At 64.1% G+C, this 24,826-nt stretch carries 30 protein-coding genes and 1 tRNA gene; 21 read left to right on the top strand and 10 right to left on the bottom strand.

The annotated features are described in order from the left end of the window. From QWL29_RS23940 to QWL29_RS23950, 3 genes are all read left to right on the top strand, one after another. On the top strand, positions 1 to 234 hold a 234-nt coding region (locus QWL29_RS23940; protein ID WP_305825356.1), incomplete at its 5' end, for a hypothetical protein. Between the two features lie 37 nt (positions 235 to 271). Beyond that, entirely contained in the window at positions 272 to 1,210 is a 939-nt protein-coding gene (locus tag QWL29_RS23945) for an Abi family protein (RefSeq protein WP_305825357.1), read from the top strand. Between the two features lie 322 nt (positions 1,211 to 1,532). Beyond that, complete coding sequence (locus QWL29_RS23950) at positions 1,533 to 3,212, top strand: serine hydrolase (RefSeq protein WP_305825358.1); 1,680 nt, start codon at positions 1,533 to 1,535, stop codon at positions 3,210 to 3,212. Here the strand turns inward: QWL29_RS23950 and QWL29_RS23955 are convergent, their stop codons facing one another. Further along, positions 3,213 to 3,827, bottom strand: coding sequence for a peptidoglycan recognition protein family protein (locus QWL29_RS23955; RefSeq protein ID WP_305825359.1), 615 nt, complete (start codon positions 3,825 to 3,827; stop codon positions 3,213 to 3,215). It lies immediately after the preceding gene. A gap of 132 nt (positions 3,828 to 3,959) precedes the next feature. Here QWL29_RS23955 and QWL29_RS23960 point away from each other — a divergent pair, with 132 nt between their 5' ends. The 3 genes from QWL29_RS23960 to QWL29_RS23970 all read left to right on the top strand — a co-directional run bounded on the left by QWL29_RS23960 (position 3,960) and on the right by QWL29_RS23970 (position 6,012). Further along, complete coding sequence (locus tag QWL29_RS23960) at positions 3,960 to 4,382, top strand: CoA-binding protein (protein WP_305825360.1); 423 nt, start codon at positions 3,960 to 3,962, stop codon at positions 4,380 to 4,382. Positions 4,383 to 4,420: 38 nt separating this feature from the next. Continuing rightward, complete coding sequence (locus tag QWL29_RS23965; RefSeq protein WP_370663736.1) at positions 4,421 to 5,005, top strand: glutathione peroxidase; 585 nt, start codon at positions 4,421 to 4,423, stop codon at positions 5,003 to 5,005. 395 nt (positions 5,006 to 5,400) lie between these two features. After that, positions 5,401 to 6,012, top strand: a complete 612-nt coding sequence (locus tag QWL29_RS23970) for an OmpW/AlkL family protein (protein WP_305825362.1) — start codon at positions 5,401 to 5,403, stop codon at positions 6,010 to 6,012. A 3-nt stretch (positions 6,013 to 6,015) separates the two neighbouring features. On the opposite strand, the gene pabB is transcribed toward QWL29_RS23970, so the two are convergent. From pabB to QWL29_RS23985, 3 genes are read right to left on the bottom strand one after another with little or no spacing between them, the layout of a single operon-like run. Next, positions 6,016 to 7,851 carry an aminodeoxychorismate synthase component I gene (pabB, locus tag QWL29_RS23975; RefSeq protein WP_305825363.1) on the bottom strand — a complete coding sequence of 612 codons (1,836 nt, stop codon included), beginning with the start codon at positions 7,849 to 7,851 and terminating at the stop codon, positions 6,016 to 6,018. A gap of 18 nt (positions 7,852 to 7,869) precedes the next feature. After that, positions 7,870 to 8,448: a nucleoid occlusion factor SlmA gene (gene slmA / locus QWL29_RS23980; RefSeq protein ID WP_305825364.1), complete on the bottom strand. Its 579-nt coding sequence runs from the start codon at positions 8,446 to 8,448 to the stop codon at positions 7,870 to 7,872. A 26-nt stretch (positions 8,449 to 8,474) separates the two neighbouring features. Then, entirely contained in the window at positions 8,475 to 9,218 is a 744-nt protein-coding gene (locus QWL29_RS23985) for a pyrimidine 5'-nucleotidase (RefSeq protein ID WP_370663737.1), read from the bottom strand. 32 nt (positions 9,219 to 9,250) lie between these two features. On the opposite strand from QWL29_RS23985, the gene QWL29_RS23990 reads away from it, so the two are divergent. Further along, the gene (locus QWL29_RS23990; protein ID WP_305825366.1) at positions 9,251 to 10,147 is read left to right on the top strand and encodes a TraB/GumN family protein; all 897 of its coding nucleotides are present in this window, start codon (positions 9,251 to 9,253) and stop codon (positions 10,145 to 10,147) included. Between the two features lie 30 nt (positions 10,148 to 10,177). Here QWL29_RS23990 and QWL29_RS23995 read toward each other — a convergent pair. Next, a tRNA-Thr gene (locus QWL29_RS23995) sits at positions 10,178 to 10,252 on the bottom strand. A gap of 218 nt (positions 10,253 to 10,470) precedes the next feature. Continuing rightward, positions 10,471 to 11,400, bottom strand: a complete 930-nt coding sequence (gene argB / locus QWL29_RS24000; protein ID WP_305825367.1) for an acetylglutamate kinase — start codon at positions 11,398 to 11,400, stop codon at positions 10,471 to 10,473. A gap of 170 nt (positions 11,401 to 11,570) precedes the next feature. Here argB and QWL29_RS24005 point away from each other — a divergent pair, with 170 nt between their 5' ends. After that, the gene (locus QWL29_RS24005) at positions 11,571 to 11,795 is read left to right on the top strand and encodes a cysteine-rich CWC family protein (protein ID WP_305825368.1); all 225 of its coding nucleotides are present in this window, start codon (positions 11,571 to 11,573) and stop codon (positions 11,793 to 11,795) included. 144 nt (positions 11,796 to 11,939) lie between these two features. On the opposite strand, the gene QWL29_RS24010 is transcribed toward QWL29_RS24005, so the two are convergent. Both QWL29_RS24010 and QWL29_RS24015 read right to left on the bottom strand, forming a co-directional pair. Further along, a complete protein-coding gene (locus tag QWL29_RS24010) occupies positions 11,940 to 13,058 on the bottom strand; it encodes an extracellular catalytic domain type 1 short-chain-length polyhydroxyalkanoate depolymerase (RefSeq protein WP_305825369.1) in 1,119 nt (372 codons plus the stop codon). Between the two features lie 19 nt (positions 13,059 to 13,077). Beyond that, a complete protein-coding gene (locus QWL29_RS24015; RefSeq protein WP_305825370.1) occupies positions 13,078 to 13,530 on the bottom strand; it encodes a ribbon-helix-helix domain-containing protein in 453 nt (150 codons plus the stop codon). 137 nt (positions 13,531 to 13,667) lie between these two features. Between QWL29_RS24015 and QWL29_RS24020 the strand changes: the two genes are divergently transcribed. From QWL29_RS24020 to QWL29_RS24035, 4 genes are all read left to right on the top strand, one after another. Further along, positions 13,668 to 14,096: a thioesterase family protein gene (locus tag QWL29_RS24020; protein ID WP_305825372.1), complete on the top strand. Its 429-nt coding sequence runs from the start codon at positions 13,668 to 13,670 to the stop codon at positions 14,094 to 14,096. Next, a complete protein-coding gene (locus tag QWL29_RS24025) occupies positions 14,093 to 14,299 on the top strand; it encodes a DUF1289 domain-containing protein (protein ID WP_305825373.1) in 207 nt (68 codons plus the stop codon). The genes QWL29_RS24020 and QWL29_RS24025 overlap by 4 nt, the downstream gene beginning before the upstream one ends. Then, positions 14,300 to 15,223: an MBL fold metallo-hydrolase gene (locus QWL29_RS24030; RefSeq protein ID WP_305825374.1), complete on the top strand. Its 924-nt coding sequence runs from the start codon at positions 14,300 to 14,302 to the stop codon at positions 15,221 to 15,223. 100 nt (positions 15,224 to 15,323) lie between these two features. Beyond that, positions 15,324 to 16,286 carry an NAD(P)H-dependent flavin oxidoreductase gene (locus QWL29_RS24035; RefSeq protein WP_305825375.1) on the top strand — a complete coding sequence of 321 codons (963 nt, stop codon included), beginning with the start codon at positions 15,324 to 15,326 and terminating at the stop codon, positions 16,284 to 16,286. Positions 16,287 to 16,505: 219 nt separating this feature from the next. On the opposite strand, the gene QWL29_RS24040 is transcribed toward QWL29_RS24035, so the two are convergent. Beyond that, complete coding sequence (locus QWL29_RS24040; protein WP_305825376.1) at positions 16,506 to 17,129, bottom strand: hypoxanthine-guanine phosphoribosyltransferase; 624 nt, start codon at positions 17,127 to 17,129, stop codon at positions 16,506 to 16,508. Between the two features lie 86 nt (positions 17,130 to 17,215). Further along, positions 17,216 to 17,611, bottom strand: coding sequence for an MmcQ/YjbR family DNA-binding protein (locus QWL29_RS24045; protein ID WP_308636092.1), 396 nt, complete (start codon positions 17,609 to 17,611; stop codon positions 17,216 to 17,218). Between the two features lie 151 nt (positions 17,612 to 17,762). Between QWL29_RS24045 and QWL29_RS24050 the strand changes: the two genes are divergently transcribed. The 9 genes from QWL29_RS24050 to QWL29_RS24090 all read left to right on the top strand — a co-directional run bounded on the left by QWL29_RS24050 (position 17,763) and on the right by QWL29_RS24090 (position 24,412). Next, positions 17,763 to 19,580: an aminopeptidase P family protein gene (locus QWL29_RS24050; protein WP_305825378.1), complete on the top strand. Its 1,818-nt coding sequence runs from the start codon at positions 17,763 to 17,765 to the stop codon at positions 19,578 to 19,580. Next, entirely contained in the window at positions 19,580 to 19,840 is a 261-nt protein-coding gene (locus tag QWL29_RS24055) for a hypothetical protein (RefSeq protein WP_305825379.1), read from the top strand. The genes QWL29_RS24050 and QWL29_RS24055 overlap by 1 nt, the downstream gene beginning before the upstream one ends. 37 nt (positions 19,841 to 19,877) lie before the next feature. Continuing rightward, positions 19,878 to 20,621: an MgtC/SapB family protein gene (locus QWL29_RS24060; protein WP_305825380.1), complete on the top strand. Its 744-nt coding sequence runs from the start codon at positions 19,878 to 19,880 to the stop codon at positions 20,619 to 20,621. Between the two features lie 32 nt (positions 20,622 to 20,653). Further along, entirely contained in the window at positions 20,654 to 21,235 is a 582-nt protein-coding gene (locus QWL29_RS24065) for a DUF924 family protein (protein WP_305825381.1), read from the top strand. Then, positions 21,235 to 22,068 carry a Rossmann-like and DUF2520 domain-containing protein gene (locus tag QWL29_RS24070; RefSeq protein WP_305825382.1) on the top strand — a complete coding sequence of 278 codons (834 nt, stop codon included), beginning with the start codon at positions 21,235 to 21,237 and terminating at the stop codon, positions 22,066 to 22,068. The genes QWL29_RS24065 and QWL29_RS24070 overlap by 1 nt, the downstream gene beginning before the upstream one ends. Positions 22,069 to 22,089: 21 nt before the next feature. Further along, positions 22,090 to 22,467 (top strand): MAPEG family protein, encoded by a 378-nt coding sequence (locus tag QWL29_RS24075; RefSeq protein WP_305825383.1) that lies wholly within the window; start codon positions 22,090 to 22,092, stop codon positions 22,465 to 22,467. Positions 22,468 to 22,589: 122 nt separating this feature from the next. Further along, complete coding sequence (locus QWL29_RS24080; RefSeq protein WP_305825384.1) at positions 22,590 to 22,952, top strand: hypothetical protein; 363 nt, start codon at positions 22,590 to 22,592, stop codon at positions 22,950 to 22,952. Positions 22,953 to 23,058: 106 nt separating this feature from the next. Continuing rightward, on the top strand, positions 23,059 to 23,655 hold the full coding sequence (locus QWL29_RS24085) for an alpha-ketoglutarate-dependent dioxygenase AlkB family protein (RefSeq protein ID WP_305825385.1): 597 nt from the start codon (positions 23,059 to 23,061) through the stop codon (positions 23,653 to 23,655). Between the two features lie 181 nt (positions 23,656 to 23,836). Continuing rightward, positions 23,837 to 24,412, top strand: a complete 576-nt coding sequence (locus tag QWL29_RS24090; RefSeq protein ID WP_305825386.1) for a porin family protein — start codon at positions 23,837 to 23,839, stop codon at positions 24,410 to 24,412. The last annotated feature ends 414 nt before the right edge of the window (positions 24,413 to 24,826 follow it).

The following is a 24,826-nucleotide window of genomic DNA, read 5'->3' on the forward strand; positions in this document are numbered from 1 at the left end:
CACTCAAAAGAAAAATGCCGTTCAGTCTTAACTGAACGGCATTACAGCCTTCGGGCTGCCTTTTTTCATGCAACTACCTGGTTTACTAATATCAATACTTGTAACTGCGACATGCCAAGTCGCTCAATGTCAGGAAATTCACGCCGTTCGCAGGTAGAAAAAATTGGTATGTGTTCCGCCAAGTTGGCCGCAATCACATGGCATTGCAATTTCGCTTTAAAAAGCGTTACTTAGTCAGTAGCGAGTAGACAATCATCCATCAAAGGCTAACGTGGCATCGAAGAAACCAACCACTAAGGCTCCATCTGCCAAGGCTCCAAAAGCTACGCATGTCTACTCCAAGGTAGCCGAGCCTTACGCAAAGACTCTGCACAGGCTTTGGAACAAAGGACTCATCATCGACAATAGGAGCGAGGCAGAAATGGCCTTGAAGACTATTGGCTACTTCCGGCTGTTGATCTACATGCGTCACTTCCAAAGCAATACAGCGCCTAGGAACTTTCGTCCGAAAACCAAATTCAGCTCTATCGTCGCACTGTACAATTTTGATCGTGAAATTCGTCTGCTGACTTTGAATGCGATAGAAAAACTTGAAGTCGCCTTGCGCACAGCGATAAGCAATCCGCTTGCAGAACTTCATACACCACATTGGTATCTAGACCCGCTACACTTCGATGACCACATCAAGTTCCATGGAGTGATGAGTAAAATCATTAAGGACGCAGGGGCCAAGAAGGGACTTGCATTAACGCATTATTTCGATAAGTACCATGCGCCTGTATTACCTCCTATCTGGCTCGTTTGTGAAAAGCTGACCTTTGGTGCTTTATCTCATTTCTTTGCGGCGTTGCGAATCGACCGACGCAAGGTCGTTGGGCGGTATATCTGGACATACCCTGAAAAACTGCTGGTTTCCTGGTTTCATGCCTTGAATCAGGTACGCAACATTTGCGCACATCAAGATCGAGTGTGGAATAACCCCATCTCAGCGTTTCCTCCTGAAACACATAAGGCTTACAGTGGCGATTTCGCTGCTTCTACCAGTTTTTATAGCCGTGCGGTCGTGATACAACTCTTGATGAAGGAGTTAGGCATGAACAACTGGTGGCGTGATAGCTTGCGTACTTTGCTGCAGTCGTGCACGCATGTCGATCCAAAGCTGCACTTGGGATTTCCTAACGGTTGGGACAGTAGACCAGTGTGGGCCTGATAGACACGCGCAACTTGACAAGTCGTGACAATCTATTTACCATTGTGAATGACAACGCTGGGAACGCCTCTCTTTGAAGCGAAACATCCTTAGCTAAAAGGCGCGAAAGCGCCTTTTTCATTTTTTACGGAAAATTTAGCAAGTCCATCAAGGTCTTTCAGGTGGAGCAAACAAGAGGCAGCCTTCGGCTGCCTTTTTTCGTTTTCGGTCGCCGGATTTTCGCCTTCATCGCGCGCCCATGCCGTTCGTCGCATCGGTAAAGACAGGCGCCAAAGGCTGGGTTAGAGTTTCTGCACTCTCCCTCTCTTGATAGGTGCCCGTCATGCCGAAGCTGTCCGCCGTTTGCGTCGCCGTCCTCGTCCTGCTGGGCGCCCCCGCCGTTCATGCGCAGGAGGCCCCAGGCGCCGCCCAGGTCGCGCAATCCGCGCAGTCCACGGCCGCGCGCCTCGACGCCCTGTTCTCCGCCAGCTACAAGCCCACCGAGCCGGGCGCCACGGTCATCGTGGTCAAGGACGGCAAGACGCTGCTGCGCAAGGCCTACGGCATCGCCGACACGGTCGGCATGACGCCGCTGGAGCCAGGCATGGTGTTGCGCCTGGGTTCGATCACCAAGCAGTTCACGGCGACGGCGATCCTGATGCTGGTGGATGAAGGCAAGCTGGCGCTCTCGGACGACATCACGCGCTTCTTCCCCGATTACCCGACGCGCGGCAAGAAGATCACGGTCGAGCACCTGCTCACCCATACCTCGGGCATCGCCAGCTACACCAGCCGCCAGGAGTACGGCCTGACCATGGGAAGCGACATGACGGTGGCGCAGATGATCGACTCCTTCAAGAACGCGCCGCTCGACTTCGAGCCCGGCACGGCCTACCGCTACAACAACTCAGGCTACTTCCTGCTCGGCGCCATCATCGAAAAGGTGTCAGGACAGCCTTACGCCAAATTCCTGGAGCAGCGTATCTTCGTGCCGTTGGGGATGAAGGACACGGCGTACGAGGGCTTCGAGCGCAGCGCCACGGCGCATGCGGCCGGCCACTCGCCGGGAGCGAAAGGCTTCGAGCACAGCGCGGCGCTCAGCATGACCCAGCCGTATGCGGCCGGCGCGCTGGTGTCCAGCGTCGACGACCTGGCGCGCTGGGACGCCGCCGTCAGCCAGGGCAGGCTGTTGAAACCGGCCAGCTGGCAGCGCGCGTTTACGCCCTACACGCTGGCCGACGGCAAGTCGACCGGCTATGGCTATGGCTGGCAAGTGGGCACGCTGCAGGGTGCGCCACAGGTCTCGCACGGCGGCGCCATCAACGGTTTTTCCACCTACGCGCTGCGCCTGCCCGAACAAAAGGTGTTCGTCGCGGTACTGGGCAATGCCGACGGCGGCCTGGCGAATCCCGGCGTGGTGGCCAGCAAGGCGGCGGCCATCGCCATCGGCAAGCCCTTCCGCGAGTTCAGGGAGGTGACGCTGGACGCGGCCACGCTCGACCGCTACGTCGGCGTCTATGAAGTGGAGAAGGGCGTCACGCGCACCTTCAAGCGCGAGGGCGGGGTGCTGGTCATGCAGCGTAGCGGCCGGCCGCCGATGCGCATGAAAGCCTTTTCGCAGAATGGCTTCTACCTGCCGGACGGGTACGACTATTTCGAATTCGCCGTGGACGGCAAGGGCAAGGCCAGCGGCGTGAGCCAGTACTTCGACGGCAAGGAGATGAAGCAGCCGCGCATCGGCGACGTGCCGGCCGAACGCAGCGCCATCAAGATTGCCAACGCCGCCTACGACAAGCGCGTCGGCCGCTACCAGCTGGCGCCGGGCTTCATCCTGGAGCTGAGCCGCGACGGCGACCGTTACTTTGCCCAGGCCACCGGGCAGGGCAAGCTCGAGATCTTTGCCCAGGACGAGAACGTGTTCTTCGCGCGCGCCGTCGAGGCCGAGGTGCGCTTCGACGGCGGCGACAGCAGCTACCTGGTGCTGCACCAGAACGGCCAGCAGATCAGGGCGCCGCGCTTGTAATCACTTGGCAGCGAGCCTCGCCGCCACCTGCTCGCGGAAGTACCCGCTCTGCACGTAGCGGTACAGATTGGCGCCGGGGCAGACGGTTTTATCGGAGTGGTCGCGGTGGCTGGCGATGTTCTCGACCGGTACCTGGTATTTCGCTGCCAGGCTCGCCATCAGCGCCACCACGGCGTCGAGCTGCTGCTGGTTCGGCTCGACCTCTTCGAAGTTGCCGACCACTTCGATCAAGGCATGGCCCTTGGGGTCGTATTCGGTGTTGGTGTCGCCGGCAAAGGCGATGTCGCGCGCGGCATAGGTATGGCCTTCGAGGTCGATCACGTAGTGGTAGGGGATGTCGAGCCAGCCCTTGGTGTTGCGCGACCAGGTTTGCAGATTGCGCAGGTACTGGTGCACGTCGGTGCCGGGCTTGAAGGTCTCGCCCTGGTGGTGCAGGGTGATGTGAGTGATGGTGTGCCGGCGCGCGCGGCTGGCGTCGGCCGGGGTGCCGCCCCATTGCGCCACCGGGACAATCTGTGGCGTGGCAGTGGCGGGCGGCTTCACGGCGCAGCTGGCGCAGGCCAGGGCGACGGCGAGCAGGGCAAGAATGCGTTTGGCGTGCAGGCGAAGGGTCATGGATGGGCTCGCTGTGGAAAACACGCCATCTTTCCACAGGCGGGCTGCCTTGTGCAATGACGGTGCAAGCGTGCTCGCAGCAGGCGATGCTTTCCTGTTAAGCTAGGCGCGACATCCCTACTTTTCCCACTCATGAGAACCATCGCCCAGATCCTCAAAGACAGCAAGACGATCGCCGTCGTCGGCCTGTCGAACAAGCCCGAGCGCGCCAGTTTCGGCGTTGCCGAATACCTGCAGCAGCAGGGCTACCGCATCGTTCCCGTGAACCCGGCCTACGAGGGCCAGGACATCCTCGGCGAGCGCGTGTACGCCGATCTGCAGGCCGCCGCCGACGCGCTGGCGCCGAGCGGCACCCGCATCGACATCGTCGACTGCTTCCGCAAATCCGAGGACATTCCGCCGCTGGCGCGCGACGCGATCGCCATCCGCGCCGGCTGCCTGTGGATGCAGCTCGAGATCGAGAACCAGGCCGCCGCCGACCTCGCGCGCGCCGCCGGGCTCGACGTGGTGATGAACCACTGCCTGAAAATCGAACACCGCGCGCTCAACGCTTGAACCTCATCTCATTCCACGCCATGCTGAAATCTTCCCTCATGCTTCTCGGCCTTGCCGCCGCCTCCCTGTCCGCCATGGCCCAAACCCCGGCAGCGCCGGCCCGCGCCGGCGGCCCGGCCGCATCCGCTGCCACGGCGGCCGCGCCGGCATCCTGCCCGGCCCTGCTGCACCAGAACTTCAAGCGCCTGCAGGACGAAGCGCCGCAGGACCTGTGCCAGTACGCCGGCAAGGTGGTGCTGGTGGTGAACACCGCCAGCTACTGCGGCTACACCAAGCAGTACGAAGGGCTGGAAAAGCTGAACGCCAAATACGGCCCGCGCGGGCTGGTGGTGCTGGGCTTCCCGTCGAACGACTTCAAGCAGGAATCCGCGAACGCCAAGGAAATCGCCGACCTCTGCTACAACACCTATGGCGTCAAGTTCCCGATGTTCTCGACGACCGTGGTGTCGGGGCCGAACGCGAATCCGCTGCATGCCAGCCTGGCCAGGCAGACCGGCAAGGAACCGAAGTGGAACTTCACCAAGTATTTGATCGGGCGCGACGGCAAGGTGATCGAGCATTTCCCGAGCAAGGTGGCGCCGGAGGATGCTGCGCTGGTGAGCAAGATCGAAGCGGCGCTTTGATGATCGCATCGGCGCGCTCGTGATCGGAGCCGGCTGCTCGTAGGGTGGGCACTCCGTGCCCACGCGGTACGCACTGGTCCGCCAGTCCGCTGCCGCAAGGTGTCGCTCGAAACGCATGCGACGGACAATGCCGTGTCCAGGCTTGATGTTCACGAGCGAGTCGTCACGGCCAGCGGTGCAATCACGAGCACGTAACCGCGTGGGCACGGAGTGCCCACCGTACGGTCTCGGCCGCAGGCCATAGCTGCAGGCCGCAGGCCACAAGCACAGGCCGCAGACCACAAGCACAGGCGGCAGGCCTCAACAATGTCGGTTTTGATCTGCATCAACGATTTTGTTGCGACGCATCAATAGACTTACCTCATCGCACAACGACACACGATGAGGTAAGAAAAATGAAGAAGCTGAGTATCAAACTGCTGGTAGCCGTCCTGGGCCTGGCAAGCAGCGCCGCGATGGCGCAGGCATCTCCCTGGCTGGTGCGCGCACGTGCGGTGCACATCGATACCGCCAACAAATCCGACCCGGTAGGCGGTGTCGGCGCCGCGAACCTGATTCGCATCGAGAGCAAGACCATCCCCGAACTCGACGTCAGCTACTTCCTGACCCCGAACATCGCGGCCGAACTGATCCTCACCTACCCGCAGAAGCACGACGTCACCCTGGACGGCGCGAAAATCGGCAGCTTCAAGCACCTGCCGCCGACGCTGACGCTGCAATACCACTTCGCCCCCGAACAGACCTTCAACCCCTACGTGGGCGCGGGCCTGAACTACACGCGCATCTCGCAGGTGCGTCTGCTGAACGGCGCCGGCGACCTGGAAAACGATAGCTGGGGCGGCGCGCTGCAGGCCGGCTTCGACGTCAAGCTCGACCGCAACTGGTCGCTGAACGTCGATGTGAAAAAGGTGCAGATCCGCAGCGACGTGTATGTCGGCGGCGCGCGTGCCAGCAAGGTGAAGGTCGATCCGGTGCTGTTTGGTATTGGCGTCGGCTACCGCTTCTAAGCGTCAGGCAGCGCTGCGCGGTGCATCCAGCACCGCCAGCATCGGGCCGCGCAGGGCATTGCAGACCATGATGCCTTCGGCCTCTTCCAGCATCGCGCGCGTGACGATGCCTTCGACGGCCTGCCAGGCCGGCGCCTGCAGGATCACGGCGCGCGTCACCCCCGGCAGCAAGCCGCAGGCCAGCGGCGGCGTGATCCACTGCCCGGCTATGCGCACGAACACATTGCTGCGTCCTCCTTCGGTCAACTCCCCGCGCTCGTTGAAGAACAGGGCGTCGAAGGCGCCTTGCGCTTCGGCCGCGCGCCAGGCGGCGTCGTAGCGCGCCCGTACCGAGGTCTTGTGGCGCAGGAAGACGTCGCTTGAATCCACCGCCGTATCGGCCAGGATCACGCGTACCGGCTCGTGCAGCGGCGCCAGCGGGGCCGACGTGATAGTGAGCTTGCCGTCGGCGCCGCTGGCCAGGCGCAGGCGGAACACGCCTTCCTGCGGCAGGGCCAGGCAGGTATCCAGCACCTGGGCCCGTGCGGCGTCGCGGTCGAAGGCGCGGCCGAAATACGCGCAGGAGCCGGCGATGCGCGCCAGGTGTTCGTCCAGGTGGCGCGGGCCATCGGTCCATGACGCCTTGATGGTCTCGAAGATCTCGACGTCGTTCGTCAAGCCAGTGAGGAAGCGTGCCTTCAGCCGGCACTCGGCAAATTCGCCCTGCGGATCGCTGTCGTGGACGATGCCGGCGCCCACGCCCAGTTCGCCGCGTCGCAGGCCGTTGCCCGGACCCAAGGCCAGGGTGCGGATCGGTACCGACAGGCAGAAGTCGCCGAATGCACGGTCTTCTGAAGAAGGATCGAACCAGCCGATGGCGCCGGTGTACACGCCGCGCGGGTCCGGCTCCAGTTCGTCGATGATCTCCATGGTGCGGCGCTTCGGCGCGCCGGTGATCGAGCCGCAGGGGTAGAGGGCGGCGAACATTTCGGCGAGTGTCGCGTCCGGGCGCAGCCGGGCCTGCACCGTGGACGTCATCTGCAGCACGGCGCCGAAGCGCGTCACTTCGAACAGCCTGGGCACGGCCACGGTTCCCGTTTGCGCCACGCGTCCGAGGTCGTTGCGCAGCAAGTCGACGATCATCAGGTTCTCGGCGCGGTTCTTGGTGTCGAGCGCCAGTTCCGCCGCGCGCTGCGCATCGGTGTCAGGATCGCCGCTGGCCGGCGCCGTGCCCTTCATCGGCCGCGCCAGCAGGGTGCCGGCTGTGTGGCGCACGAAGAGTTCGGGCGAGAAGGAAAGCAGGGCGCCGCCGTCCGGCAAGCCAATCAGGGCGCCGTACGGCACCGGCTGGCGCGCGCGCAGGCGCCCGTACAGCGCGAAGACCGAGCCGAAGGCGTCGAAGCGCAAACGGTAGGTGTAGTTCACCTGGTAGGTGTCGCCGGCGGCGATGTAGGCGCGGATGCGATTGATGGCGTCCACGAACTGCGCCTCGTCGACATTCGCTTCGATGGCGCCGATGCCGGCCGGGGCGGTATCGACGGCACGGGTGGCGATCCAGCTGGCGGCCTGCGGCGCCGTCATGCGCTCGCAGCGCTCGAACAGCAGCACTTGCGCCAGCGGCGTATCCAGGGGCTTGGCCGGGACGCCGAGCAGGTGGGCGCCAAGTTCGTAGCTGAATACCGGCACGGCGTACTGGCCGCGCGCCAGCGCCGCTTCCAGCTGTGTCAGCAACGCGCCAAAGCCGGCAGCGTCATGGCAGGCGAGGGTGCCCATGTGGCCCGTGTACAGGCGCGACTGGGCATGCGCCTGCCCGTCCGGGCTCGCATCGTCGAGCAGGGCAAAGACTGCGGTGGAATGCATAAGGAAGTGATGAATGCGTCAGGCTGCCAGCAGAAGCGACAATTGTACGCCGCTGTCATCCGACGGGTGCTGGCGGAAGCCGCTCTTGGCATAGCGGTGCCAGCGCCCGGTGACGTAGCTCACCAGCAGGCTGGCGCGCGCGGCGACATCAGGCTCGCTGCCGTGGCCCTGCGTCACCGCCAGCCGCAAAGCCCCCTTGCAGGCCAGTTCGATGCGGTCGTAGAAGGCGTTCATGCGCAGCTGCAGGCGCTCGTCCTCGTTCACCAGGGCGTCGCCGATCAGCACGCGCGTCATGCCGGGATTGTTCGCGGCGAACGACAGCAGCATCTGCAGGATCGCATGGGCCTGGTCGATGCCGCGCTCTTCGTTCTCGACGATCTGGTTGATGACGCCGAACACGCTGGTCTCGATGAAGTCGATCAGTCCCTCGAACATCTGGGCTTTGCTGGCGAAGTGGCGGTACAGCGCCGCTTCCGATACGGACAGGCGCGCCGCCAGGGCGGCGGTGGTGATCTTCTCGCCCTTCGGATGCTCGAGCATCGCGGCCAGGGCCTGGAGGATTTGCAGCTTGCGCTGGCCCGGCTTGATACTTGCCATTGGTTCCCAGGGTAGAGGTGGATGAATCAGCGCGGCCGGCGTGGCTGGCGCAGTTGGTCCAGGCGCTTCGGCAGCTGGCGCACGGATTTTACTTTGACATCGACGTAGGTGGGGCAAATCAGCCGCCGCGGCATGGCATTTGCCAGCGTGCTGCGTTCGATGCGGCGCAGGTAGCCGGTGACCCATACCGTGCGCAGGCCGAGCTGTTTGGCGCTCTTCAGGTTGGCCAGCGTGTCCTCGACCAGCACGCAGTCGCGCGCGGCCACGCCGTGGCGCCGTAACACCCGCTGCAGCATCAGCTTCGAGGGCTTGGGGCGCAGCTGGCGGTGCACGTGCATCTGCTCGATGGCGATGTGGCGCGCGAAGTGGCGGCCCAGGTTCAGGTGGCGCATCACCTGGGTCGAATAATCGAGCGGCGCATTCGTGAGCAGGATCTTGCGGCCCGGCAGGCGCTGCAGCAGGCGCCCGAGGCCGGTCTCGGCGCGCATCATCGCGCGCAGATCGCCAATGTCGTGGGTCTCGCGCAGGAAGTCGGCGGCGCGCACGTCGTGGTGGCGCATCATGCCGAGCAGGGTGGCGCCGTAGCGCTTCCAGTAGCCGAGGCGGGCGGCATCGATCTGGGCCTGCGTGACCTCGTTGGCGCCACCATTGCTCAGCACGCGCGCGATGTACAGGTTCATGTTGGCGCTGATCGCCGGGAAGATGGCGTGAGAAGCATCATGCAGGGTGTTGTCAAGATCAAACAGCCAGACGAGCGAAGAAGGCTTAATATTTGGCAAGATTTTTAACAAGGAGAAAAAGAATGCAAGGTCCGATTATAGTGGTGTTCCGCAGCCTGTTCCTGAGCGTGCTCTTGCTGGCCAGCCAGGCGATGGCCGCCGAGCGCGGTGCGCTGTTCAAGGTGAGCGACAAGGAACACACGCTTTACCTGTACGGCACCATCCACGCCGGCAAACCGGCTTACTACCCGCTCGAGCCGCGCATCCGCGACGCCGTGGCGGCCGCGCCCACGCTGGCGCTGGAAGTCGATGCGACGCGCGACCCGCAGGCGGTGGCGGCCGCCTTCATGCAGCACGGCCTGTTCACAGCCGGCAGCCCCGGTTACGCCGGCCTGGCGCCGGAGCGGCGCACCCGCATCGAGACCGCACTCAAGGCGCAAGGCATCGACCCGGCCGCGGTGGCGCAGCTGAAACCCTGGATGCTGACCACACTGCTGGCGATTGCCGACCTGGCCAAGCTCGGCGTCGACCCCACACTCGGCGTGGACGCCCACCTCGCCGGCCAGGTGCGCGGCAGGACCCCGATCCTGGAGCTGGAAACGGTGCAGTTCCAGGCGGCGCTGCTGGACCGCCTGCCGATCGACATGCAATGGAAGATGCTGGAAGAAACGCTGGAGCACATGGCCTCGGGCCAGCAGCTGCGCGAGGCGCGCGAGCTGTTCGATGCCTACGAGCGTGCCGACCAGGCAGGGCTGGACCGCATCGCCAAACGCATCGAGACCGACGACAGCCTGGTGGCCAAGTTTACGCGCGAGGTGGTCCTGGATGAGCGCAACGGGCCGATGGCCGAGAAGCTGGCCGCGATGATCAAGCGCGAGAACAATGCGGTGGCGGCGGTGGGCCTGCTGCATTTGCTGGGCAAGCGTGGTGTGCCGGAGCTGCTGCGCGAACGCGGAATGAAGGTGGAGCGGGTGTACTGAGAAACTGCGGGAAGGGTGCTGCCGGGGAGGTGGTGCCCTTGACGTGGATTGAACACGTGGCCTCTCCCTTACCAAGGGAGTGCTCTACCACTGAGCTACAAGGGCGGGTAGAAGTAATGCAGACGTACTGGCAGTGCAGTCACGGCGGGCAAGGCCCGCCTTGACGAAACGGCCGGGAATGAATTCCGCGGAGCCGAATCTCTTAGTGCGACCGGATCATAGTGCNGGGTAGAAGTAATGCAGACGTACTGGCAGTGCAGTCACGGCGGGCAAGGCCCGCCTTGACGAAACGGCCGGGAATGAATTCCGCGGAGCCGAATCTCTTAGTGCGACCGGATCATAGTGCCAAACGCCTGTTCGGTCAAGACTTCCAGCAACAAAGAGTGCTCGATGCGGCCATCGATGATGTGCACGGTATTGACGCCCGACTTGGCAGCGTCCAGTGCCGACGAGATCTTTGGCAGCATGCCGCCGGAAATCGTACCGTCCGCGAACATCTCGTCGATCTCGCGCGCCGACAGGTCGGTCACCAGGTTGCCCGACTTGTCCTGCACGCCGGCGATGTTGGTCATCATGATCAGCTTTTCGGCTTTCAGGATTTCCGCTATCTTGCCGGCGACGACGTCGGCGTTGATGTTGTAGGCCTGGCCGTCCTGGCCAAAACCGATCGGCGAAATGATCGGGATGAAGGCGTCGTCCTGCAGCGCTTTCACGACCGCCGGGTTGATGGCTTCGATCTCGCCGACGAAACCGATGTCGAGGAATTCGCCCGGTTTTTCCTTGTCCGGCATGGCCATGCGCCGTGCGCGGATCAGGCCGCCGTCCTTGCCGGTCAGGCCGACTGCCTGGCCGCCGTAGTGGTTGATCAGCATGACGATGTCCTGCTGCACTTCGCCGCCCAGCACCCACTCGACCACTTCCATGGTTTCTTCGTCGGTGATGCGCATGCCTTGCACGAAGGTGCCCTGCTTGCCGATTTTCTTCAGCGCGTTATCGATCTGTGGACCGCCGCCGTGCACCACGACCGGGTTCATGCCCACCAGTTTCAGCAGGATGACGTCGCGTGCGAAGCCATGCTTCAGGCGCTCGTCGGTCATGGCGTTGCCACCGTATTTGATGACGATGGTCTTGCCGTGGAAATTACGGATGTAAGGAAGGGCCTCGGCCAGGATCTGTGCCTTGATCTGCGGCGAGACCGCAGTCAGGTCACTCGATTGGTCCGCGGTCTTCAGGCTGGTCAACTGAGCGTTCATGGAGAGTCCGGAATAAAAGTGGCGGAGATTTTACAGGCAACATGCCCACCCCTGCAGGCATTATATGGCGATCTTGTTGTATTTTATTGTCTGACCCACCGAGGATGGCCGCCGATGAATGCTTGGACGATATTACACATGACACAGGAACCCTGTCGCGAGGCAGCGCGATGAGCCTCTGCAGCCGCTGCGGCGCCGCCTTCGGCTGCGCCATGGCCGATGGCGGCGACGGCCCATGCTGGTGCACGCAATTGTCGCCGGTGGTGCCGGTGCCGAATGTGGCTGGCACGGATGTGCCCGGCGCAGGAACAGGCGCTGGCGTGGAAACGGCATGCTGGTGCCCGGCCTGCTTGAAGGCGCACATCGACGAACGCTCGCGCAGCTGCACCGATTGATGGGGTTGTAGGGTGGGCACAAGTGCCCACCCTACAAAACCGCGATGCGAGCAAAGTTGAAATGTCCGTTTTATCGGTATCCAGCAGAGTTGAAATGTCCGGTCACCGGTGCCAGCAAAGTAGAAATGTCCGCCCCGCCGCCCCTCACCTTTGGGTCGTAAAGAACCGCAACATCTCCCTGCTCGCATCCGGCCCCTTGCCATCGGTATAGCTGCCATGCGCGCTGCCGCCCGACCAGGCGTGCCCTGCGCCGTGGATCACCCAGTGCTCGGCATGTACCTTGCCGTCCGCACGCTTGTGCGTGGTGCGGGTGAACGCGTGCCCATCCGGCACATGCCCGGGTTCGACGGCCATCGCATCGGTGGCGTCGCGTGCATGCGCCATCAGCTGGTCGCCGTTCGCCGGGTGCACGGTCTTGTCCTGGTCGCCATGGAAGACGATGATCGGGATCGGCTTGCCGGCCTGGTGGCGGCGCTGGAAGTCGCCCTTCATGGCCGCCAGCGCCGACGGCAGATCGTGCGCCGAGGCGAAGGGCAGCCCCGAGTGCACGCCCACCGCCGCATACAGCTCGGGATACAGCGTGCCCATGATGGTGGCCATCGCGCCGCCAGCCGACAGCCCGGCCACGTACACCTGGCTTGCATCGACCGCATACTCCTCCATCACCTGGCGCGTGATGCCGGCGATGATCGAGGGTTCGCCCTGGCCGCGCTGCTGGTCGATGTTGTTGAACCAGTTCCAGCAGCGCGAAGGATTCGCCTGGCGCGACTGCGACGGATACACCACCAGGCAGCCGGTTTCCTCGGCCAGCACGTTCATGCGCGTGCCGCGGGCGAAGTCGTCGGGGTCCTGGGTGCAGCCGTGCAGCATCACCACCAGCGGCGCCGGCGCACCGGTATAGGTGCTCGGCACGTAGAGCTTGTAGCTGCGGCTGCCGGCCGCATTCGTGTGGCTGCCTTCGCTGAAGCTGCCGGGCAGGGCGGGGGCCGCTTCGTTGGCGGCGGCGCCCGCACCCATGCCCGTCCCCAGGCCCCGGCTCAGTTCGGCGAGCATGTCGTGCATGTTGGTCTTGCCCGCGCCCGGCAGTCCGGCGCCGGGCTGCAGCTGCGACAGGTTGCGCATCTGCTGCTGGGCGGCCTGGGTCATGGCCGAGGCGTTTTTCAATGCGTCCTCGATGACCTTGCCCGTATCGACAGGCTGGTGTCGCATCATCTTGCGGCTCGCTGCGCGCATTTGCGCGAATAGGCGGTTATTCAGTTTCATGTGGCTTCCTTTCGTGCGCCTAGCGGATACGCTCCGCCAGTGCGGCTTTCAATGTGTTGCTTGCGTGGAGTGCCCCAAGTACCGAAATCGATTCGATGGTGGCCAGCGCCAGTTCCACCGGGACGTCATTGGCGATGCTGGCCATGCCGAGCACCTGGATCTGCAGGCGGATGCCTGCGGCCTGCGCCGCTTCCAGGTCGGCGCGCGAATAGTGGTGCATGCCCAGCACCAGGCTGCGCCGCGCCACCGTTTGCCGCACTACGTCTGCATGGGTAGCGAGCTGGTTCCGGATCGCAGTGCGGATCAGGTCGGTGCGATTGCTGTAGAAGCCCTCGCTGACCAGCAGATCGATCTGGCCCAGGTCGATCATCCCCAGGTTGATCGTGATCTTTTCCGACTCCGCGATCTTCGGCTTCGGCTCGTTTTTCAGCTCGTTTTTCAACTCATTGTTGCTGACAATGTCGCTGCGCATCCTGACACCTGCCTTTCACCACTTGTATCGAATACCATCTGTTTACCATCCATCTGGATGGTTATTGGATGGGAAGTCTACGCCGATCGACCCGAAGGTCAAGCACAATCCGATTGAATCGGGTAATCTCTTCGGCCATGAGTCCAGAATTACAACCCGGCCTGCGCTTCGAATGGCGCTATACGGTCCCGCCGCGCGCCACCGTGCCCGCGCTCTATCACGACACCGCCTTTTGCCGCGACATGCCCGACGTACTGGCCACCGGCTACCTGGTCGGCATGATGGAGCTCGCCTGCGTGAACGGCATGCTGCCCTACCTCGACTGGCCGAACGAGCAGAGCCTGGGCACCATGGTGAACTTCCGGCACCTGGCGCCGACGCCGCCCGGCATGACGCTCACCATCCGCGGCGAAGTCCTCGAGGTCGAGGGCCAGCGCGTGCGCTTCAAGGTCGAGGCCTGGGACGATGTCGAACGCATCTGCGAAGGTACGCACGAACGCTGTGTGATCGATCCGCAACGCTTCAATGCCCGCGTGGCACGCAAGATCGCGGGAGCGTCCGCATGAGCAGCGTGTTACCTCCCGAGCTGCAGACACCGGTGCCGTCGCCCTGCATCAGCCTGTGCCAGATGGACAAGCAGACCGGCCTGTGCCAGGGCTGCATGCGCACCATCGACGAGATCATCGCCTGGAGCAAGGCCGACGACGACTACAAGCGCGCCGTGTGGAAGGAAATCCGCCGCCGCGAATCCGAGCTGGACTTCGGCTAAATGATCGCGCGCCTGCCTGACTGCATGCAGGTCTTCGAGCGCGGCTGGCTGTCGGCCAACAATGTTTTGTTCACTGGCGAAGAAACCGCGCTGGTCGACAGCGGCTACGTCACACACGCGCCGCAAACGCTGGCGCTGGTGCGCCATGCGTTGCAAGGGCGTCCGCTGGACCGCCTGATCAATACCCACCTGCATTCGGACCACTGCGGCGGCAATGCGGCGCTGCAGGCGGCGTATGGCTGCCATACGGCGATTCCGGCCGCGGAAAGCGCCAAGGTCGCTGCCTGGGACGAGGACGCGCTGAGTTTCCGCGCGACCGGCCAGCAGTGTGCGCGCTTCGGTTTCGACGCGGTGCTGGCGCCGGGCGATGAACTGGAACTTGGCGGCCTGCGCTGGCAGGCGCTGGGCGCGCCGGGGCACGATCCGCATGCGCTGCTGCTGTTTTGCGCGGAGGAGGGCGTGTTGATCGCGGGGGATGCGCTGTGGGAGAACGGCTTCGGCGTGATTTTTCCCGAACTGGCGGGGGAGCCGGGCTTCGAGGAAACGCGGGCGACGCTGGAATTGATCGGCACGCTCGATGCGCGCGTGGTGGTGCCGGGGCATGGGCGGGTGTTCGGCGACGTGCCCGGCGCGCTGGCGCGGGCGTACTCGCGGCTCGATTATTTGGCGGCCGACCCGCGCCGAAATGCGGAAAATGCGGTGAAGGTGCTGGTGAAGTTCCTGCTGCTGGAGCGGCAGAGGATATTGGTGGCGGAGCTGCCTGCGCTGCTGGCGTCGATACCCGTCGTGGCGAATGCGATGACGCTGCTCGGGCGCGCCGGCGGAGAGCACGATGCGTTTCACGCCCTCGCTACCTGGGCTGTAAACGCTCTGGTCCGCGCCGACGCCGCCCGCATCGATGGCCCCTGGCTCCTCGACACCTGACAGGCAAAGCCACAATTTAGAACCATCGATCTAGCACGACCGTGCTTTTATCACACTATAATCGACCAGCTGGTCCGATCAACTTAGCCGAGAGCTGCCCATGTCGCTGCCTACCGTACTGCAAAACCTGTCCCTTCCCGTCATCGCCTCGCCGATGTTCATTGCCAGCGGTCCGGCCCTGGTCGCCGCCCAGTGCAAGGCCGGCATCGTCGGTTCCTTCCCGGCGCTGAACGCGCGCCCGGCCGAACTGCTCGACACCTGGCTGACCGACCTGCAGCGCGAGCTGGCCGAGTACAAGGCCGCCAACCCAAGCGCCATCGTCGGCCCGATCGCCGTGAACCAGATCGTGCACGCCTCGAACGCGCGCCTCGAACACGACGTCGAAGTCTGCGTCAAGCACCAGGTGCCGATCATCATTTCCTCGCTGCGCGCGCCGCCGAAGGAGATGCTGGACGCCGTGCACAGCTACGGCGGCATCGTGCTGCACGACGTGGTCTCGATCCGCCACGCGCACAAGGCGCTGGAAGCGGGCGTCGATGGCCTGATTTTGGTGGCGGCCGGCGCCGGTGGCCATGCCGGCGCGCTGTCGCCGTTCGCGCTGGTCGGCGAAGTGCGCAAGTTCTTCAATGGCCCGATCGCGCTGTCCGGCTCGATCGCCACCGGCGACGCCATCCTCGCGGCCCAGGCCATGGGCGCCGACTTCGCCTACATCGGCTCGCGCTGGCTGGCGACCCAGGAATCGAACGTCAGCGACGACTACCGCGACGCGATCGTGGAATCGAGCGCGGCCGATGTGGTGTACACCAACCTGTTCACCGGCGTGCACGGCAACTACCTGAAGAAATCGATCGTGAATGCCGGCCTCGATCCGGACGCGCTGCCGGAATCGGACAAGAGCAAGATGAGCTTTGGCGACGGCAGCTCGAAGGCCAAGGCCTGGCGCGACATCTGGGGCGCAGGCCAGGGCGTGGGCCTGATGGACGACGTGCCGACCACCGCCGAGATGGTCGAGCGCCTGAAGCGCGAATACGAGGCGGCGCGGGCGCGCCTTAGCCTGCGTTAAGAGGCTGCAAGCGGGATTTTTTGCGTTGGCGGCGCAAACGTAGGGTGGGCACCCCGTGCCCACGCGGATGACAGCATCATGTTGGCGTCGTTAAGGCCGCGTGGCATGCATTTCGATACCGTGTGCCCGGACATACAGCAACATTCAAACGGAGCCAACACAGCATCGCCATCCGCGTGGGCACAGCGTGCCCACCGTACGGTCACAGCCGCCGTATGATCAAACGGTGGGCTTCGCATCCGGCACCGGAAACGCCGGTTCCGGTTCCACGCTCAAATCGGCCACGTTGATCGACCACAGCCCCGGCAAATTGCGCCAGTAGCCATACACGTCCATGCCGAAGCCGACCACGAATTCGTTCGGCAGCGTGAGGCCGACGATGTCGGCCTGGATCGGTTTCGCGCGGCTGATGTTCTTGTCCGCGAAGACGGCGACGATGACTTCGGCCGCGCCCATGTCGAGCAGGCGCTGCTTCACGTGGGCCAGGGTCTCGCCTTCGTCGAGGATGTCGTCGACCACGACGATGGTCTTGCCCGCCACGTCCTGGCGCGGAATCACCTTCCACACCACCTGGCCGCCGCGGTCGTCGTCGCCGTAGCGGCTGACGTGGATGTAGTCGAATTCGAGCGGGAAGTCGAGCTGCGGCAGCAGGGTGCCGGTGAAGACGACGGCGCCGCCCATCACGCCCAGCACCAGCGGGAAACTGGTTTCTTCTTCCTTGCCGAAGCGCGCATTGAGCACGTCGGCCACTTGCCGCACGGCGTCCTGGACGGCTTCGGGACTGACAATCTGGCGCGCATTGGCAAGCAGGGCGCGGGCACGGGCGTGGTGGTAGTCTTGCATGGTCATTCCGGTGATTGATTTACCAAGTGATTACCGGGTAATTATGCGGCAATCGGGGCTGTGATGCAGTTCGGTTGGCAGGGCAATCAGGACGCGCTGTTGCCCTGGCTCCTGCTTTCAATCTCGCGCTGCAGTTTTTTGGTCAGCTTCGCAAACACGAGCTCGTAGGCACGGCGCAGCAGCTGGGCCGCTTCCTCGTCGCCCAGGCTGGCGCTGGCGTCCACCTGCACCCATTTGGCACGCGCCAGGTAGGGCGCCGGGATGATGCCGGAGCGGTCGGTGAGTTCGAGAAAGCGCTCGTCCTCGGCCTTGAAGCTGATCGCCTGTGCCGGTGCACTGTTGGCCGTGACGGCGAACATTTTTTCTCCTACCGAAAACACGAGGTCATCGCCCCATTTGATGTCTTCGGTCGTTCCCGGAAAGCTGCGGCAAAGTCGTTTGGCGGCTTCGAAATCCATGGTCTCGTCTCCCTGTGGCTGCATCGCGTGCGCAGCCTGTTGTCGGTTTGTCCGCCAAGTTTAACGCGCCACGGAACAGGTGGAACAGTTTTGATGTTTCAGCGCAAGATTCGCCTGCGCCATTGTCCTGGTTTGCGGCGTATCATACGTGGCTTGAATAATATCCAGGCAAGCCATGTCCACCAATGACTTCACGGCCCAGCGCGACGCACGCCTGGCCCAGCTACGCGCCGCCATGGCGCGCCACGGTATCGACGCCTGCATCGTGCCGTCGAGCGATCCCCACCTGTCCGAATACCTGCCGCGCCGCTGGCAGGGCCGCGAATGGCTGTCCAGCTTTACCGGCTCGGTCGGCACCTTCATCGCCACCGCGGACTTCGCCGGCGTCTGGACCGATGGCCGCTACTACACGCAGGCCGAGACCGAACTGGCCGGCAGCGAGATCAGGCTGATGAAGATCCCGTCAGGCGCCAGCCTGCTGCACATCGACTGGCTGGCTGCCAACCTGCAGCCGGGCCAGACGGTGGCGGTGGATGCGCGCGTGCTCGGCCTGGCCGTGGCGCGTTTGCTCGGCGACGCCCTGAAGGCGCGCGGTATCACCCTGCGCACCGACATCGACCTGCTCGACGAGATCTGGAGTGACCGCCCTGGCCTGCCTGCGGATGCGCTGTACGAACACGCCGCCCCGCACGCAACGCAGTCGCGCGCCGACAAGCTGGCCGCCACCCGCGCCGAGATGGAGAGACTGGGCGCCGAGCGCCACTTCCTCTCGACCCTGGACGACATCGGCTACCTGTTCAATTTGCGCGGCTCGGATGTCAGTTTCAACCCGGTGTTCGTGGCGCACGCGCTGGTCGAACGCGATGGCGCGACCCTGTTCGTGGCCGACGGCAAGGCATCCGATGCCTTGCGCGCGCGCCTGCTGGAAGACGGCGTGCGCCTGGCGGCATACGACGAAGCCGCTGCCGCCCTGGCCGCGCTGCCGGAAAACAGCAGCCTGCTGGTCGACCCGCGCCGCATCACCGCCGGCATGCGCGCCGCCGTGCCGGCATCGGTGCGCGTGGTCGAAGCCATCAACCCGACCACCTTTGCCAAGTCGCGCAAGAGCGAGCTTGAGGCCGCCCACGTGCGCGCCACCATGGAGCAGGACGGCGCCGCGCTGTGCGAATTCTTCTCCTGGCTGGAAGCCACCCTGGCCGATGCCAACCGCACGCCAGTCACCGAACTGACGATCGACGAGCAGATCACGGCCGCGCGTGCGCGCCGTCCGCATTTCGTCAGCCCGAGCTTCGGCACGATTGCCGGCTTCAACGCCAACGGCGCCACCATGCACTACCGCGCCACGCCGGCTGCGCATGCCGTGATCGAAGGCGACGGCCTGCTCTTGATCGACTCGGGCGGCCAGTACCTGGGCGGCACCACCGACATCACGCGCGTGGTCCCGGTCGGCCAGATCACGGCTGACCACAAGCGCGACTTTACCCTGGTGCTGAAAGGGATGATGGCGCTGTCGATGGTCCACTTCCCGCGCGGCACCCGCGGCCCGATGCTGGACGCGATCGCACGCGCGCCGATCTGGTCCGCCGGCGTGGATTACGGCCACGGCACCGGCCACGGCGTCGGCTACTTCATGAACGTGCACGAAGGCCCGCAGGTGATTTCGCCGTCGGCCCCGCCGGACCCGCACACCGCCATCGAGCCGGGCATGATCACCTCGAACGAGCCAGGCATCTACAAGCCGGGCCGCTGGGGCATCCGCATCGAGAACCTGGTGCTGGCCGTGGCGGCGGCGAATGGCGAGTTCGGCGAGTTCCTGCGCTTCGAAACGCTGACCCTGTGCCCGATCGACACTCGCTGCGTGGACCTGGCCTTGCTGCAGCCGCACGAGGTAGAGTGGCTGAACGCCTACCACGCCGAAGTGCGCGAACGCCTGCTGCCGCACGTCGACGGCGCCGCGCGCGCGTGGCTGGAACTGCGTACGGAGGCGATCTGATGGCCTCCGCCCGCTCTACCCGCGCCAGCGCCGCCGTCGACCGCCTGAAGCGCCGCACCGGCCACACCGGCTATTCGATGGCCCGCACCGCGGACGGCTCCTTCTTCCTGTCGGAGACGCCCGGTGCGCCGCCATTGTGCGCGCCGCTGGAACTGGACGATTTTGTCGCCTTCGTGAACGGCCTCGGACCGCAGGAGGTCAGGCGCGTCAGCAAGAACGACATCGCCTTCGAAAAGCAGCTGGTCAAGAAAAAAACCTGAAGTCCCGCGCTGCGCCGCAGCCTTGCGAAAGACCGTGATGTCCACGTCCGAACTGCTGGCCACCTACTGGTCGCCTTCCGAGATCGCCACGAATGGCGTGATCCTGCTGCACCTGGCCGGCGCGCTGCTGCTGGGCCTGATGGTCGGCTACGAGCGTTCGTACCACGGCCGCGCGGCCGGCATGCGCACCTACGGCCTGGTGTGCATGGCCTCGGCGGCGCTGACCATCGTCAGCGGCTACCCCGAGTTCTGGTACGGCGGCGGCAGCGGGGCCATCGCGCCGGTCGACCCGACCCGCGTGATGCAGGGCGTGGTCACCGGCATCGGCTTCCTCGGCGCCGGCGTCATCATGCGCGAAGGCTTCAATATCAGCGGCCTGACCACCGCCGCCTCGATCTGGAGTTCCTCGGTGATCGGCATCCTGGTCGGCGTCGGGTTTTACTTGTCGGCGATGGGCCTGGCCTTTTTCTCGGCCATGATCATGATCTACCTGAACCGGGTGGAAGCGCTGCTGCCTTCGCGCCGCGCAGTAGCCGTGATGCTGCGCTTTCGCCAGGACTTCCTGCCAAAGGAAGAGGCACTGCGCACGGCGGCGCTCGAGCGCGGCTACCAGATTGCCGGCAGCTCGCTCACGATTTCCGCCAGCGGCGGGCACCAGGAATGGCGCTTCGTGGCGCTGGCCCTGTCGCGCCACAACCGCGCGACACTTACCGAACTGGCGGCCGAACTGGCCGCTTTCGAAGGCGTGGAGGGCTTCCAGCTCTCGCACGCCCGCAATTGAAAGCAAAATAAAAACGCATGGGATACCCTGACATGACCCCTCAAGACGTACTCGATTTCTGGTTCCTGCCGCGCACTGACGCCGCCTACGGCAAGGCGCGTCCGGAATGGTTCCGCAAGGATGCCGCCTTCGATAACGAAGTCCGCGAACGCTTCGGCGCCCTGGTCGCCCAAGCGGTGGCAGGCGGCCTGCGCGAGTGGGACATCGAGCACGGCGCCGAAGGCACGCTGGCGCGCATCCTGGTGCTCGACCAGTTCACCCGCAACGCCCACCGCGACACGCCGGCTTCCTTTGCCGGCGATGCGCTGGCGCTGGCCGCCGCCCGGCAGCTGGTCGACAGCGGCGCCGACCGCAAGCTGGACCCGCAGGCGCGCGCCTTCCTCTACATGCCCTTCGAGCACGCCGAGGACGCGCGCATGCAGCAGTGCGCGGTCGATCTGTTCACTCAGTTGGCCAGCGAGCACGAAGGCTTTGCCGAGATGCTCGATTACGCGCACCGCCACCGCGGCGTGATTGCGCGCTTCGGCCGCTTCCCGCATCGTAACCCCATCCTCGGCCGCGCTTCCACGCCCGACGAACTGCAGTACCTGGGCCAGCCCGGCGCCGGTTTCTGATGCCGGTAACGCTGAACATCGTCGGCGCCGGCCACGTTGGCCGCACGCTGGGCCGCCTGTTCGCCGCGCATGGCGCTTTTGACGTGCAGGATGTGCTGACCCGCTCGCAGGCCAGCGCCGATGACGCCGTCGTCTTCATCGGCGCCGGCAGGGCAGTGGCTGATCTTGCCGACCTGCGCCTGGCCACGGCCTGGATGCTGGCCGTCGGCGACGACCAGATTGCACCTACCTGCGTGGCGCTGGCGGGGGCCGGCCTGCTGGAGAACGCCGTGGTCTTCCACTGCAGCGGCGCCAAGTCCTCCAGTGAGCTACAGGCCGCCATCGATGCCGGCGCACTGGCCGCCAGCGTGCACCCGGTGCGCAGCTTTGCCGACCCCGAGGGCGTGGCGGCGGCGTTTGCCGGCACCTGGTGCGGCGTCGAGGGCGATGCCGGGGCGCTGGCCCTGCTCACGCCCGCCTTCGAAGCCATCGGCGCGCGCCTGGTCGCAATCGACGCCGCTGCCAAGACCGTTTACCACGCTGCTTCCGTGTTCGCCTCGAACTACCTGGTGACGGTGCTCGACGCCGCCCTGCGTGCCTACGTGGCGGCCGGCGTGCCGGAACCGGTGGCGCGCGAACTGGCGCAGCCGCTGGCGAGCGAAAGCCTGGCCAACGTGTTCAGGCTCGGCCCGGCCGTGGCCCTGAGCGGCCCGGTGGCGCGCGGCGACCTGGCCACCGTGGCGCGCCAACAGGCGGCGGTATCCGGCTGGGACGTGCCGACCGGACGCCTGTACGGCGCCCTGGTCGAGGCCACGACCGCACTGGCCGAGCGCAAGTGGCGCGGCCAACCCTGAATCAACAACAAGGAAGAACGCATGTATTGGAGTGCCTGGGCCACGCTGGCCGCGTTGGGAGTGTATTTCTGGACCGGCGTGGTGGCCGGCGCGGCGCGCGTGCGCTACAAGGTGCCGGCGCCCTCGATGGAGGGGCCGGAGGCCTTCCAGAGCCGCCAGCGCGTGCAAATGAATACACTCGAGCAGTTGCCGCTGGTGCTGGCGCCGATGTGGCTGTGTGCCTGGTACCTGGGCGATCCCTGGGCTGCGGCCGGGGGCCTGCTGTGGTGCTGTGCGCGCGTGGTGTATGCGCTTGGTTACTACCGCGATCCGGCCAGGCGCGAACTCGGCTTCATCCTTGGCATGGTCGCCTGCGGCGCCCTGGTTGCCGGAGCAACTGTTGGTTTATTGATGCAGTAGGGCAAGTTTATTGCTCCATTGGATCGACAAAGCATGCAAACGACAATAAGCTTGCTGCCGGTTCCGTCAATACGGTGACTGGTGCGCGTCGCGCCCGGGCCGGCTTCGACGCAGGAGGCAGCATGTTGTTTTTGAAAAGTACCGCAACGACCAGGGCACCGGGCATCTACGAAGTCGACATCGCCGCCAAGCCGCCGGGCAAGACCTATGGCGTCTTCCTGGCCACCGATCCCGAACATCCACCGCACTCGGTGCTGGCCGCCTTGAGCGAGCTCGGCTTCAAGGGCACTTATCAGAAGCGCTATACTCACCGCGACAGCGGCCACGTGCTCGACCTGCACTTCGAAAAAGATGGCACCGACATCTTCAAGGGCTGGAAGGCCGAGGAGTGCAGCGCCAACCTGGCCGCTCTGGATACCTTGTTCGGTAATGTCGGCATCGCCTTCACGCCGCGTGTCATGACCATGGCTGAGGCCTACGCCTGAGCTTGCGTTTGGTGGGTTCGAGAACCCACCCTACGTACGATCAGCTATGTAGGGTGGGTTCTTTAAACCCACCGACAATCCGCGGCACGATGGGATAAAGTGCTGCATGGATCTATTCGACTCACCTGATACGTTCACGAGCATTCCCATTGAAGACGGCACGCTGGCGCTGATGGCGCGCCTGCCGCTGCCGTATTCCACCGACGCGATATTGTCTCGCCTGCTGGCCGAAACGCCCTGGCGCCAGGACAGCATCGTCCTGTTCGGCAAGCGCCACCTGCAGCCGCGCCTGACTGCCTGGTATGGCGACGCCAGCTATACCTATTCCGGCCTGCGCCTCGATCCGCTCCCATGGACGCCTTTGCTGGCCGAGATCCGTGCAGCCGTCGAAACGGACTGTGGCGTGCGCTTCAACAGCGTGCTGCTGAACTATTACCGCGATGAACGCGACAGCATGGGCATGCACAGCGACGACGAAGCGGAACTGGGGCCGGAACCGGCCATTGCTTCGCTCAGCTATGGCGCCACGCGCAGCTTCGTTTTGCGGCATAAACGCAACAAACGCACAGTCAAGCTCGACTTGCACGATGGCAGCTTGTTATTGATGAGTGGAACCTTGCAGAGTAACTGGCTTCACGGCATCAATAAATCGAAGCGCTCCATAGGAGAACGCCTGAATCTAACCTTCAGGTACGTCGTCTAATTTGACGGCTTCATGCGCCATTCTGCTGCCAAAAATAACTGAACCTTTGGTCAGTTATGTTACATTTGATTACAGTTCTTACGGGATTCACACTGCCTTATCCTTTTGACCAGTGCTATCTTGGACTCATCGCGATTCAAGATGAATGGCGAACCAGACTAATACGTGAAAAGGATTCGCAATGAAAAAGCTGATTTTTGCATTGATCGCAGGCGCTGCCACCATCACTGCCGCCCAGGCCCAGACCACCATCACCCCACGTCCGTATGTCGGCGTTGGCGTGTCGGGTGCTGACCGTGAATACTATGTGCCAGGCGCCACCATCAACGACACCGATGGCTACCGCTTCTCGGGCAAGATCTTTGGCGGCGCCGAGCTGACCGAGAACTTCGGCGTCGAAGCCGGCTACACCGACTTCCGCAAGGCCGGCGCCAACTACGCAATCAACGGCGCGAATACCCGCACCGAAACCGATGGCTACAATGCCTACATCGCCGGCAAGGCCACCAAGGCACTGAACGACAAGTTCTCGGTTTATGGCAAGCTGGGCGTGACCCACACCAAGGCTGAAATGGAATCGGCTACCGCCGGCCTGAACCGCAAGGTCAGCGACAACGGCGCCTACGGTGCGCTGGGCATGCAGTACAACGTGAACCAGCAGGTTGCGCTGATCGCCGAATACGAACGCTTCGGCAAGAAGCAGGACTTCGGTCCGAAGCCGGACGTCGTGACCATCGGCGCGAAGTACACCTTCTAAAGCGATAGCTTTGGATTGCTTGTTCCGAGAGTGTGTGAAAGGGCCCTGCGGGGCCCTTTTCTATTGGGCAGCAACCGGAGCCGTGAGATGGGCGCGGCCGGCGTGGGCGCCTGTGCCCATGCAGATCCGTAGGGTAGGCGCGGCCGGCGTAGGCACTCCGTGCCCACGCGGAAGCCAGCATGGTGTTGACCACGTAAGGATGTACGGCTTGCTACCAGACCCGTAGGGTGGGCACTCCGTGCCCACGCGGAAGCCAGCATGGTGTTAGCCCCGTTAGGATGCGCGGGTTTGCTACAAGATAGTGTGTCTTAGGGCATGCCAATCAGCTCGGAACGAAGCCAACACCTCGCCGGCATTCGCGTGGGCACGGGGGTGCCCACCCTAATGTGATGGACTCCACCCTCCTGATAACGG

Origin of the sequence: Massilia brevitalea (genome assembly GCF_030711405.1) — a bacterium.
GTDB lineage: Bacteria > Pseudomonadota > Gammaproteobacteria > Burkholderiales > Burkholderiaceae_D > Telluria > Telluria brevitalea.

Bases quoted from the DNA above. Each gene is read 5' to 3' on its own strand.
- QWL29_RS23950 (WP_305825358.1), top strand. From the start codon at position 1,533: ATGCCGAAGCTGTCCGCCGTTTGCGTCGCCGTCCTCGTCCTGCTGGGC.
- QWL29_RS23955 (WP_305825359.1), bottom strand. From the start codon at position 3,827: ATGACCCTTCGCCTGCACGCCAAACGCATTCTTGCCCTGCTCGCCGTC.
- QWL29_RS23960 (WP_305825360.1), top strand. From the start codon at position 3,960: ATGAGAACCATCGCCCAGATCCTCAAAGACAGCAAGACGATCGCCGTC.
- QWL29_RS23965 (WP_370663736.1), top strand. From the start codon at position 4,421: ATGCTTCTCGGCCTTGCCGCCGCCTCCCTGTCCGCCATGGCCCAAACC.
- QWL29_RS23970 (WP_305825362.1), top strand. From the start codon at position 5,401: ATGAAGAAGCTGAGTATCAAACTGCTGGTAGCCGTCCTGGGCCTGGCA.
- pabB (WP_305825363.1), bottom strand. From the start codon at position 7,851: ATGCATTCCACCGCAGTCTTTGCCCTGCTCGACGATGCGAGCCCGGAC.
- slmA (WP_305825364.1), bottom strand. From the start codon at position 8,448: ATGGCAAGTATCAAGCCGGGCCAGCGCAAGCTGCAAATCCTCCAGGCC.
- QWL29_RS23990 (WP_305825366.1), top strand. From the start codon at position 9,251: ATGCAAGGTCCGATTATAGTGGTGTTCCGCAGCCTGTTCCTGAGCGTG.
- argB (WP_305825367.1), bottom strand. From the start codon at position 11,400: ATGAACGCTCAGTTGACCAGCCTGAAGACCGCGGACCAATCGAGTGAC.
- QWL29_RS24005 (WP_305825368.1), top strand. From the start codon at position 11,571: ATGAGCCTCTGCAGCCGCTGCGGCGCCGCCTTCGGCTGCGCCATGGCC.
- QWL29_RS24010 (WP_305825369.1), bottom strand. From the start codon at position 13,058: ATGAAACTGAATAACCGCCTATTCGCGCAAATGCGCGCAGCGAGCCGC.
- QWL29_RS24015 (WP_305825370.1), bottom strand. From the start codon at position 13,530: ATGCGCAGCGACATTGTCAGCAACAATGAGTTGAAAAACGAGCTGAAA.
- QWL29_RS24020 (WP_305825372.1), top strand. From the start codon at position 13,668: ATGAGTCCAGAATTACAACCCGGCCTGCGCTTCGAATGGCGCTATACG.
- QWL29_RS24025 (WP_305825373.1), top strand. From the start codon at position 14,093: ATGAGCAGCGTGTTACCTCCCGAGCTGCAGACACCGGTGCCGTCGCCC.
- QWL29_RS24030 (WP_305825374.1), top strand. From the start codon at position 14,300: ATGATCGCGCGCCTGCCTGACTGCATGCAGGTCTTCGAGCGCGGCTGG.
- QWL29_RS24035 (WP_305825375.1), top strand. From the start codon at position 15,324: ATGTCGCTGCCTACCGTACTGCAAAACCTGTCCCTTCCCGTCATCGCC.
- QWL29_RS24040 (WP_305825376.1), bottom strand. From the start codon at position 17,129: ATGCAAGACTACCACCACGCCCGTGCCCGCGCCCTGCTTGCCAATGCG.
- QWL29_RS24045 (WP_308636092.1), bottom strand. From the start codon at position 17,611: ATGCAGCCACAGGGAGACGAGACCATGGATTTCGAAGCCGCCAAACGA.
- QWL29_RS24050 (WP_305825378.1), top strand. From the start codon at position 17,763: ATGTCCACCAATGACTTCACGGCCCAGCGCGACGCACGCCTGGCCCAG.
- QWL29_RS24055 (WP_305825379.1), top strand. From the start codon at position 19,580: ATGGCCTCCGCCCGCTCTACCCGCGCCAGCGCCGCCGTCGACCGCCTG.
- QWL29_RS24060 (WP_305825380.1), top strand. From the start codon at position 19,878: ATGTCCACGTCCGAACTGCTGGCCACCTACTGGTCGCCTTCCGAGATC.
- QWL29_RS24065 (WP_305825381.1), top strand. From the start codon at position 20,654: ATGACCCCTCAAGACGTACTCGATTTCTGGTTCCTGCCGCGCACTGAC.
- QWL29_RS24070 (WP_305825382.1), top strand. From the start codon at position 21,235: ATGCCGGTAACGCTGAACATCGTCGGCGCCGGCCACGTTGGCCGCACG.
- QWL29_RS24075 (WP_305825383.1), top strand. From the start codon at position 22,090: ATGTATTGGAGTGCCTGGGCCACGCTGGCCGCGTTGGGAGTGTATTTC.
- QWL29_RS24080 (WP_305825384.1), top strand. From the start codon at position 22,590: ATGTTGTTTTTGAAAAGTACCGCAACGACCAGGGCACCGGGCATCTAC.
- QWL29_RS24085 (WP_305825385.1), top strand. From the start codon at position 23,059: ATGGATCTATTCGACTCACCTGATACGTTCACGAGCATTCCCATTGAA.
- QWL29_RS24090 (WP_305825386.1), top strand. From the start codon at position 23,837: ATGAAAAAGCTGATTTTTGCATTGATCGCAGGCGCTGCCACCATCACT.